This is a genomic window from Streptomyces sp. NPDC006265, from assembly GCF_040613555.1.
Lineage (GTDB): Bacteria > Actinomycetota > Actinomycetes > Streptomycetales > Streptomycetaceae > Streptomyces.
On sequence record NZ_JBEXSH010000266.1, the window covers coordinates 1 to 10120 of the forward strand.

Below are 10120 nucleotides of genomic sequence, written 5' to 3' on the forward strand. Positions count from 1 at the left end.
GGGCTCGCCGTGCCGTACGTCGTCTTCGAGACGGCGTACACCCTGTTCACGCGCTGGACCGACCAGGAGCCGGACCGGCCGGTGAGCCTGCTGGACCCCCTCTATCTGACCTGGTTCCTGGCCGCCCTGTTCATCTGGCGGCTGACCACGCCGGTCTGGCAGCGCGTGCGGTGGCCGCTGCCGATCGCCCTCGTCATCGCGATGCTGGCGACGCTTTCGCCGTCGATCGGCAACGACCTCGATCTGCAGCGCACGCTGCAGTTCCTGCCGTACTTCGTCCTCGGTCTGCTGCTGCGGCCCGAGCACTTCCACCTGGTGCGGCGCCGCGCGGCCCGGGTCCTCGCCGTGCCGGTCTTCGCCGCCGCGCTCGCCGTGGCCTACTGGGCGGTTCCGCGGATGAGCGGCGCCTGGTTCTACCACCGCGACAGCGCCGCGGAGCTCGCAGCGCCCTCCTGGTTCGGGCCCGTCATGACGCTGGTGACCTTCGGCTGCTCGATGGTCCTGGTCGCCTGCTTCCTCGCCTGGGTGCCCGGCCGTCGCACCTGGTTCACCGTGCTGGGCGCGGGCACCCTCTACGGCTACCTGCTGCACGGCTTCGTCGCGCAGGGGTCCAAGTTCTGGGGCTGGTACGAGCCAGCGTGGGTGCACCGGCCCCTGGGCGAGATCGTCGTGACGGTCGCCGCCGCGGCGCTCGTGACCGTCCTCTGCACCCCGCCCGTGCGGCGGGTGTTGCGCTGGGTGATGGAACCCGACATGGCGTGGGCGTTCCGCCGGGACGCGCGCGATCAGGCACGGGAGCGAACGCCGTCCGCGCGTGAGAGGACCGTCTCACGGCTCCTGACCGAGCCGGATCAGCAGCACCCCGGGTGAGCGCGGCACGGTCACCGTCAGCCCCTCCCCGTCCCAGACGGCCGCGCCCGCATCCGCCGACGACGGGTGCAGGACGTCCGCCCGGAGGGCTCTGCCCGCCAGGTGCCGTACGGGGATGTGGAGTTCCGCCGGTCCGCCCCGCCGCCAGACGGAGAGGTACGCCGTGGCGTCTTTGGGAGTCCGCAGCCCCAGGGCCAGCCACTCGTCCGTCCAGCCGGGCAGTCCGAGCGGCCAGAAGGGCAGGGCCCGGGCCAGGTCCCCGCGGATCGACTTGTAGACATCGACGGCATCCCTGACGAGCGCTCGCTGATGGTCCGACATGCGGTCCAGGTGGCCCGAGAGGTGGATGCGTCCGAGGAGTGCCCCGCCGAGGGTCCAGGCGATCAGGCCGTCGTCGTACTCGGGCTGCGGATAGGCCCAGACGGCGCCCTGTTCGGGCGGGACGACGGTCGGTGCGGCGGCGGCGATGGGCGGGTAGCTCAGCGGGTCCTGCTGATCGCTGGTTGACTGGAGCTGGGCGACCGCGAGGGTGGCGCCGTCCATGCGCATGCCGCCCGAGGCGCAGTTCTCGACGACGAGGCCGGGGTGGCGGTCCAGGACTCCGCAGAGCCAGTCCAGGTAGGCCTCGGCGTGGCCGAGCAGGCCCGCTCCCGGTGCGAGGTCGCCGGGGGCCTGTGTGCCGGGGTCGACGACGATGTTGTAGTCGAGCTTGAGGTAGCCCACACCCCAGTCGCCGGCGATGCGGTCGACGGTCTTGTCGAGGTGGGCGCGGGCGGCAGGGTGCCGCAGGTCGAGCTGGTGGCGGCCCTGTTCGGCGAGGCGAACGCCGTCACGCTGGAAGAACGCCTCGGGCGGCAGTTCCGCCGCGACGGGGCTGCGCACCCCGACGACCTCGGGCTCGAGCCACAACCCGGGCACCATCCCGCACTCCCGGATCCGGTCCAGGACGGCCTGGAGGCCGCCGTCGGGGAAGCGGCGCGGCGAGGGCTGCCACGCCCCGACACTGTCCCACCAGCCCCGGGTGTCGTCGTCGTACCAGCCGGAGTCGATGCAGAAGTACTCGGCGCCGGCGGCGGCGGCGGCGTCGATCAGCGGCAGCAGCTTGGCCGTGGTGGGGTCGCCCATGAGGGTGTTCATGTAGTCGTTGAAGACCACGGGGAGGGCGGTGTGGTCCGGGTGGGGGCGGCGGATCGCCCGGCGGTAGGAAGTGAGGGCGCCGAGCGCGGTGTCGAGGTCCGGGCCGAGGGCCAGGGCTCCGGGGACGGTGGTGAACTCCTCGCCGGGTTCGAGGCGGATCCGCCACTGGTGCTCCGCGTCCGTGGGGCCGTTCAGCGCCAGGCAGGTGCCGTGGGCGCGTTCGCCGAGGTCCCAGCGCCAGCCGGCCGGGGACTCGACCTGCCACGCCCAGGCCCGGCCGCCGTCCCGCTCGGTCAGCGCGCCCATGGCGAGATGGCCGTCGGTCGGCCAGCTGCCACGCCCGGTGAGGGCGAGGGCGGCCCGGCTGTCGTGCTCGTGGACGTCCGTGTTGATGTCGGCGACGGACGCGCGCAGCGGCTCGGCGTACCAACGGCACTCGGCGAGCCAGTCGTTGCGGGCCCGGTGCACCTCGAGGGCGTCCGGGGCGGGCAGGCCGCCGAGCAGCAGACTGCTGACGGACTGGACGACCAGGGGTGCACGGCCGTCGTTGCGCAGCCGGACGCGGGAGCGCAGGACGGGCAGGCCGGTGGGTGAGCCGAATTCGGCGAAGGCCGTCAACCCGGTGTCCGGGTCGTGGAGTTCGACGGTCAGTCGTTCCCAGCCGTCGCGGCTGCTCGTGTGATGGGCGCGGTGGGCGAGCCGGCCGCCGAAGGCCGTGCCGGTGAAGCGGGGGCCGGACCAGCCGCTGCCGTGGCCGAGGGCGGTGAGCTCCACCAGCGGCAGCGCGGACTGCGCGGCGGCCGCGCGATCGTCGCCGGGGTGCGCCAGCCGGACCAGTCGCGGTGTGCCGTCGGGGGCGACGGCGAACCGGGCGTCGAGCGCCTCGTGCCCCCAAGTGAACCCGTGTTGCCGCTGTTCGGAGGCCATATGCGCCGCATCCGCCGTGCCGGTCAAGGTGCTCCCCCTCCTGACCCCGCCCCGTTGCCCGGGAGCGCAGGCCCGCGTGAATCCCTCGTTACGGTCTCTTGACGACCCAAGTGTGACCGGTCACAATCCTCGCATGAATGTGACCGGTCACACAAGGCGCCCAGCGAGCATCAGGGACGTCGCCACGGCCGCCGGGGTCTCGTACCAGACGGTCTCGCGGGTGATCAACGGCCATCCCAGCGTCCGGCCGTCCACCCGGGAACGCGTGCTGGCCGCCATCGAGGAACTGGGCTTTCGGCGCAACGCCACCGCCCTCGCTCTGGCCAGCGGGCGCACCCGCACGGTGACCGTACTGACCGCGAACACCACCCACTACGGCTATGCCTCGATCCTGCAGGGCATCGAGGAGTCCGCCCGCGCCGCGTCCTACGCGGTGGGGATCGGCGTACTGGAGTCCGCCGAGGACGCGGCCGTCGCCGCCGAGGTGCAGCGGGCGGCGGACGCGGGCGGCGGGATCGTCGTGATCGCCTACGATCCCGCCGGTGTGCGGGCGCTGGGAGCCGTGCCCGCCGGTCTGCCGGTCGTGGGCGTGGTCGAGACCCCGGCGAGTCCGCCCGGCGGCGAGAGCCCCTGGGTGTGGACCGACGACCGGGAGGCCGCCTACCAGGCGACCCGCCATCTGCTCTCCCTGGGCCACGAGACCGTGCACTACGTCGCCATCCCGTCCAGCACCCGGCGCACCAGCGCCCGCACCAGCGGCTGGCGGCAGGCGCTGAAGGAGGCGGGCGCCCCGGAAACCCGCCCGTTGCAGAGCAGTTGGGGACCGGCGGGCGGTCACGCGGCGGCGCTCGAACTGGCGCGGGACCCGTCCGTCACCGCGATCCTCTGCGGCAACGACGACCTCGCGCTCGGTGTGCTCCGCGCCCTGCACGAGGCGGGCCGCCCGGTGCCGGGCGAAGTAAGCGTGGCCGGGTTCGACGACGCCCCGCACTCCGCCTTCCTCACCCCGTCCCTGACGACCGTGCGCCTGGACTTCACCGGCCTCGGCCGGGCCGCCTTCGCCCTGCTGCACGGCGCGCTGGAGGAGTCCGCGCCGGTCGCCCCGCATCCCGTGTCCGTACCGGAACTGGTGGTGCGGGAGAGCTCGGGGCCACCGCTCGGCCACCACTGAACAGCATCTGAGAACACCGCAGTCGTGAGTCCCGCTTCCTGAACCGAACCGCCTGCTCGGAAAGGCTCGAGATGAACAGAAGAGTTCTCCCCGCCCTGGCACTGATATGTGCCACCGGCCTGGCCGCCACCGCGTGCAGCGATCCCACCGCCGGGGACTCCGGTCCGGACGACGCCAAGCGGACTGCGGTCGACCCGACCGCACGGCTGGACGGCGTGAAACTGACCATGTGGACCGCGCAGAACACGGTCGACGCGCCCAAGCAGGTCATCGACGCCTTCGAGAAGGCCACCGGCGCCAAGGTGGGGACCCAGGCGATCCCGGACCTCTACGAGCAGAACGTGCCGACCAAGCTGGCCTCCGGCGACCGCCCGGACCTGATGTTCTGGCAGCCGTCCATCTCCACGCTGCCGTTCGTCCAGCCGCAGCAGAACCTGCTCACCCTCGGCGGCGAGCCCTGGGTCTCCAAGCTCGGTGACACCGAGAAGTCCCTCGGCGTCATCGACGGCAAGCGCTACGCGGCGATCGTCACCAGCCCCGCCATGCTCGGCGTCTACTACAACAAGGACGTCTTCAAGCAGGCCGGGCTGGGCGAGAAGGACTTCCCGAAGTCCTACGACGAGCTGCTGGCGCTCGGCCGCAAGGTCGCGGACAAGACCGACGCGGCCGCCTTCTACGAGGCCGGCGGCGACAAGTGGCCGCTGCAGTGGCAGATGCAGCTCCAGCTCACCGACCTGGACCAGCAGTGGTGGGCGGATCTGAACGCGAACAAGAAGAAGTGGACCGACCCGGTCGTGGTCGGCGCGATCAAGAAGTACAAGGAGAAGCTGCTCGACGCCGGGCTCGCCCAGGAGAACTACCGGACGGGCACGTTCACCGGGCAGGCCGACGCGCTCTGGAAGGGCGAGGCCGGCATGGTCCTCAACGTCACGTCCTTCCAGAGCCAGTTGCAGGCCAAGCACTCCACCGCCGAGATCGACCGGAAGATCGGCTGGTTCCCGGTCGCCAACTCCTCGGCCACCGGCCTGTACTCCCCCGACCAGACCAACGGGGTCGTCGCCTTCAAGACCGGTGACGACAAACGGCAGAACGCGGCCCGGCAGTTCCTCGCCTTCTGGCTCGGCCCGGACTACCCGGACTACATCAGGGCGTTGAAGATCCCGTCCGTGCAGCCGTCCGTGCCCACCCCCGGCGGACTTCCCGAGACGTCCAAGGCCCAGGTCGCGGCCCTGCCCAAGGCCGTCGGTGTCTTCCAGGCCAAGGCCATCGTCGCCCCCGACACACACCTCTACCTGGCCGACATGATCTTCGACAAGAAGAGCCCGCAGCAGGTCGCGCAGGCGATCCAGGACCAGTTCGCGCAGGTGGCCAAGGCTCAGGGCGCGCCCGGGTTCTGACGATGGCGGACACGGTCGTACGGACACGCAAGCAGCCTGCCGCACCGGGCGCGCCCAAGGGTGTGAGGCGGCTTCCGCGGGCCGCCGTGCACCACCCCTGGTGGTTCGCGCTCCCCGCGATCGCCGTCTTCGCGGGCTTCTTCCTGGTGCCCAACCTGCTCAACTTCTACTACCCGTTCACCGACTGGTCCTCGTACCACGCGGGCATCGCCTTCACGGGCCTGGACAACTTCAGGACGATCGCCGAGGACGGCTCACTGCTGCGCGCGATCCGTACGACGCTGGTGTACGCGCTGCTGGCGGCCGTGTTCCAGAACGGTTTCGGGCTGGTACTCGCCCTGCTGCTGGAGGACGACAGCCGCTTCAACCGGCTCTTCCGTGCGGTCTTCTTCCTGCCGGTGCTGATCTCGGCACTCGCGACCGGCTATGTCTTCCGGGCGCTCCTCGACCAGGACGGGGCCGTCAACTCCGTGCTGGGCACGGACGTTCCGTGGCTGGGTTCGACGACCTGGACGCTGGTGATCGTCACCCTCATCCACGGCTGGAAGTGGATGGGTCTGTCCATGCTGATCTACCTGGCGGGGCTGAAGGGCATCCCCGGCGACATGCTCGAGGCCGCCCGGATCGACGGCGCCGGGCCGTGGCGGACGTTCTGGTCGGTGCGCTGGCCGATGCTCGCGCCGGCCGTGACCTTCAACGTCACCACGGCGCTGATCGGTTCGATGAACACCTTCGACATCGTGCAGGCCACCACCGGCGGCGGGCCCGCGGCCTCCACGGAGGTCTTCAACATCTACATGTTCCGGATCTTCGGGCAAGGCCTGTACGCCCAGGCCTCCGCGATGAGCCTCGTGCTCTTCCTGGTGGTGGTCGCCGTGGCGATCCCGCTGGTCGTGGGGCTCCGGCGAAGGGAGCAGATGCTGTGACCGCCCTCTGGCGTTACGGGCGTCCCGCGCTGGTCCTGCTGCTGGCCGGGCCGGCCGTCGGCGTGCCGCTGTGGCTGGTCGCCGTCACCTCGGCCAAACCGCAGGCGGAGGCCATCAGGCCGAACCTGGACCCGCCCGGGCACTGGCAGCCCGCCGCCAATTACGCGGACGCCGTCAGCGAGGGCGAGATGCTGCGCGGCTTCTTCAACTCGCTGCTGGTCGTGGTGCCTTCGGTGATCCTTGTGCTGATCCTGGGCGCGGGCGCCGCCTGGGTCTTCGCGCGCCGGAAGTCGAAGCTGGTGTCGGCGGCGTACGCGCTGTGCATCAGCGGGCTGCTGCTGCCACCGGCCGTCATCACCATCGTGATGGAGCTGCGCCAGCTGGGGCTCGCGGGCACCCGGCCCGGCATGATCGCCGTCTACACCGGCATGTACCTGTCGACGTCGATCTTCTTCATGACCGGCTTCATCCGCGCCATCCCCCTGGAGCTGGAGGAGGCGGCCCGGATGGACGGGGCGACACCGTCCCGGATCTTCTGGCGGATCGTCCTGCCTCTGCTCCGGCCGGTCATCGCCACCGCCACGATCATGGTGATGCTCTACGCCTGGAGCGACGTCTTCTACGCGTTCTTCGTCCTCGGCGGCGGAGACCGGGCGACGCTGCCGCTCAATCTCTACCAGGTCGCCAGCGCCCAGCTCTACCTCGAGAACTGGCATCTCGTCTTCGCGTACGTCGTGGTGATGAGCCTGCCCATGGTCGCCGTGTTCCTCGTCGGCCAGCGAAAGATCGTGTCCGGAATCACCAGTGGAGCCGTCAAATGACCGGAGGTCCAGCAGCGTGATCACCCCCACCCGCACGAGATCGCATACCAAAACCGCCCTGTTCACAGCACTACTTGGAGCAGCCGTTATGGCGTCCACCCTCCCCGCGGCGGGTCCCGCGGCAGCCGCAGCCGACCCGCAACGCCTCACCGTCGACCTGGGCGCGTCCGAGGGGCGGGTGATGCTCGGCGCCAACGGTTCCCTGTACGGGCTCAGTGACGACGGGGTGCCCGGCGACGCCGTGATGGAGCCTTTGAAGATCACCAGCATCTCGCAGAAGCCGGAGGGTGGCGCCCAGCACCCCAACGGCGACGCGCTCACCGTCTCCAGGTCGTTCTTCCGCGCCGGCGGCGGCGAGATCAACGTGATGATGCAGGACATCTACGCGAAGTGGCCGTACGAGGACCTCGGCATCGACGACTACCTGCCCAAGGTCGACAAGATCGTCAAGGAGACATCGGCCGACCCGAACGGCGACCGGTTCGTCTACATCCCGTTCAACGAGCCCGACCAGATCTGGTACAAACTCGATGTCCAGGACCAGGCGCAGTACGAGAAGAACCGCGACCGGTTCTTCAAGGACTGGAAGACGGTGTACCAGCGCATCCGCGCGATCGACCCGCACGCGCGGATCGCCGGCCCCAACGAGGCCGCGTACCACTCGCGTCTGCTGAAGGACTTCCTCGCGTTCACCAAGCGGGAGAACGTGCTGCCCCAGGTGATGACCTGGCACGAACTCGGCTCCGGCTCCCTGCGCGACTTCCAGGCGCACTACGACGACTACCGCAGGCTGGAGCGCGAGGCGGGCGTCGCCCCGCTGAAGATCAATATCGACGAGTACGCCAACCGCCGCGACCTGTCCGTGCCCGGGCAGCTCGTGCAGTGGGTGTCGATGTTCGAGCGCAACAAGGTGTACGCCAACATGGCGTACTGGGACGCCGCCGGGAATCTCAGCGGCCATGTGGTGCGCTCGAACATCCCCAACGGCGGCTGGTGGCTGTTCCGCTGGTACGCGGGCCTGACCGGGAACACGGTGAAGGTGACCGCGCCGCAGCCGAACACCGTCGACACCCTGCAGGGCCTCGCCTCCCTGGACACCTCCCGCCGCCAGGCGCAGGTACTGCTCGGAGGCGCGGACGGCGACTCGGACGTGGTCGTGAAGCACGTCCCCCGGTCCGTGTTCGGCCGTACGGTCACGGCGACCGTCGCCGAGGCGGCCTGGTCGGGGTACGAGGGGCAGCACGCGGCGCCGCGGGTCCTGGTGCGCACCAAGGTGAAGGTCGCGGACGACGGTTCGGTGACCGTCCCGCTGCGCGGCCTGCACAAGATGTCGGCGTACCGGATCGTCCTCATCCCCGGCGGCTCGGGCACCCCGTCCGCCGCCTCCGTCCCCTGGTCCGCGTCGTACGAGGCAGAGGACGCGGCCATCACCGACGGCAAGGTCTACACCCAGGGCACCGTGAGCAACGCCAATGGCTACGCGGCCTCCGGCACCAAGGATGTAGGCTCCCTCAACCAGCCCGCCAGCAAGGTCGCCTTCACGGTGAACGTGCCGAAGGACGGCACCTACGACCTGGGGATCCTGTACGGCAACCAGTCCGGCGGGCCCGCCACGCAGAAGCTGATCGTCGACGGCGCCGACCCGGTGACGGTCACCTACCCCTCCACGGAGAACTGGACCTACCGGGCCAAGAAGGACGTCAGCGTAGGACTGCAGGCGGGTACGCACCAGTTGGTGCTGTCCAAGGGCGACGCCGAGGTGACGCTCGACCGGATCGACCTGACGACCCGCACCGGTGCGGCCGGCGCCTCGTACGAGGCCACCCTGGCGGACATCAGCGGCAGGCCGTCGTACGACTACTCGTCCTCGGCGGGCGTCGGCACGGGCGCCCTGGTGCTGCGCACGGGTGACAAGGCCGTCTTCGACGTCTACGCCCCGCGCGACGGCTACTACACGGTGACCCCGCGGACTTCGGCCGCGGTGAAGCTCACGCTGCACGGCGAGAGCGTCACGGCGGCGCCCGGCCGCCCGCTGCGGCTGTACCTCGTCGCGGGCAACAACCGGGTCGCGATGGCGTCGGGCCACTGCGCCGTCCGCTCCCTCGACGTCTCGGGCGACGGCTCGGCCTCGGGCACCCTCTCCTACGAGGGCGCCTCGGCCACGCTCGCGGGCGGCGCGAAGCTCGTCGAGTCCCCGCACGCTTCCGCGGGCTCGTACATCGGGTGGCTGGGCAACAGCCCCTCCAGCACCGCCGAGTTCACGGTCGCCGCGCCCAGGTCCGGCCGCTACATGCTGGTCGTCCACTACGCCCACAACGACCGCCGGGACAACGGCCACGCCTACAACACGGACATCATGTCCCGCACGGCGGACATCGAGGTCGGGAGCGCCACCCCGCGGAAGGTCACCTTCAAGAACACCTGGAGCTGGGACGACTACTGGACCGTCGGGGTCCCGGTGGATCTGGCGAAGGGCGCGAACAAGGTGACGTTCGGCAACGCCGCCGCCTGGGCGCCGAACATCGACCGGATCGAACTGGGCCGCGTCGTGGGCTGAGCCCCGGCAGGCCGACGGATTCTGGTGCCGCAGTCCGCCATGGAGGCGGGCTGCGGCACTGTCGCGTCGGGAGGTGATCCCCCTCGCATCACATCTCTCAGAGCGGCGTCGCCGCGTGCAGGATGAGGACCATCGTCACCGCCGCGTTCGCGGACGACATCGCCGAGACGGCCGTTCCCGCCGCCGCGCCCCACGTGGCCAGTCCGACCGCCGTGCACACCGGCGGCCAGTCGTGCACGGCGGGGCCCCTGAAACCCCAGGTCAGGGCCACACCAGGCAATAAGGCTGATGCCCCGCCTCATGCAACCGATGGC

General features: G+C 70.6%; 7 protein-coding genes and 1 pseudogene. 6 read left to right on the forward strand and 2 right to left on the reverse strand.

Annotated features, from left to right (window positions below; all coding sequences use genetic code 11):
• Positions 1 to 870, forward strand: an 870-nt coding sequence (locus ABZ281_RS21735) for an acyltransferase family protein (RefSeq protein ID WP_356657797.1), incomplete at its 5' end; no start/stop codon positions are given.
• Here ABZ281_RS21735 and ABZ281_RS21740 read toward each other — a convergent pair.
• On the reverse strand, positions 829 to 2934 hold the full coding sequence (locus ABZ281_RS21740) for a glycoside hydrolase family 36 protein (RefSeq protein WP_356657809.1): 2106 nt from the start codon (positions 2932 to 2934) through the stop codon (positions 829 to 831). The two genes, ABZ281_RS21735 and ABZ281_RS21740, sit on opposite strands and share 42 nt — an antisense overlap.
• A gap of 133 nt (positions 2935 to 3067) precedes the next feature.
• Here ABZ281_RS21740 and ABZ281_RS21745 point away from each other — a divergent pair, with 133 nt between their 5' ends.
• From ABZ281_RS21745 to ABZ281_RS21765, 5 genes are all read left to right on the forward strand, one after another.
• Positions 3068 to 4105 carry a LacI family DNA-binding transcriptional regulator gene (locus tag ABZ281_RS21745; RefSeq protein WP_356657799.1) on the forward strand — a complete coding sequence of 346 codons (1038 nt, stop codon included), beginning with the start codon at positions 3068 to 3070 and terminating at the stop codon, positions 4103 to 4105.
• Positions 4106 to 4176: 71 nt separating this feature from the next.
• Positions 4177 to 5502: an extracellular solute-binding protein gene (locus ABZ281_RS21750; RefSeq protein ID WP_356657801.1), complete on the forward strand. Its 1326-nt coding sequence runs from the start codon at positions 4177 to 4179 to the stop codon at positions 5500 to 5502.
• 2 nt (positions 5503 to 5504) lie between these two features.
• The gene (locus tag ABZ281_RS21755; RefSeq protein ID WP_356657803.1) at positions 5505 to 6428 is read left to right on the forward strand and encodes a sugar ABC transporter permease; all 924 of its coding nucleotides are present in this window, start codon (positions 5505 to 5507) and stop codon (positions 6426 to 6428) included.
• Positions 6425 to 7249, forward strand: coding sequence for a carbohydrate ABC transporter permease (locus ABZ281_RS21760; protein ID WP_356657805.1), 825 nt, complete (start codon positions 6425 to 6427; stop codon positions 7247 to 7249). Before ABZ281_RS21755 ends, ABZ281_RS21760 begins: the two co-directional genes overlap by 4 nt.
• 88 nt (positions 7250 to 7337) lie before the next feature.
• A complete protein-coding gene (locus ABZ281_RS21765; protein ID WP_356657807.1) occupies positions 7338 to 9806 on the forward strand; it encodes a CBM35 domain-containing protein in 2469 nt (822 codons plus the stop codon).
• Between the two features lie 97 nt (positions 9807 to 9903).
• On the opposite strand, the pseudogene ABZ281_RS21770 reads toward ABZ281_RS21765, so the two are convergent.
• Positions 9904 to 10050: pseudogene (locus tag ABZ281_RS21770) on the reverse strand (M56 family peptidase); the annotation flags it as partial.
• Between the last annotated feature and the right edge of the window lie 70 nt (positions 10051 to 10120).

What these genes read in the sequence shown, in the direction of transcription:
- ABZ281_RS21745 (WP_356657799.1), top strand. Translation starts at nt 3,068, where the DNA reads ATGAATGTGACCGGTCACACAAGGCGCCCAGCGAGCATCAGGGACGTC.
- ABZ281_RS21755 (WP_356657803.1), top strand. Translation starts at nt 5,505, where the DNA reads ATGGCGGACACGGTCGTACGGACACGCAAGCAGCCTGCCGCACCGGGC.
- ABZ281_RS21765 (WP_356657807.1), top strand. Translation starts at nt 7,338, where the DNA reads ATGGCGTCCACCCTCCCCGCGGCGGGTCCCGCGGCAGCCGCAGCCGAC.
- ABZ281_RS21740 (WP_356657809.1), bottom strand. Translation starts at nt 2,934, where the DNA reads ATGGCCTCCGAACAGCGGCAACACGGGTTCACTTGGGGGCACGAGGCG.
- ABZ281_RS21750 (WP_356657801.1), top strand. Translation starts at nt 4,177, where the DNA reads ATGAACAGAAGAGTTCTCCCCGCCCTGGCACTGATATGTGCCACCGGC.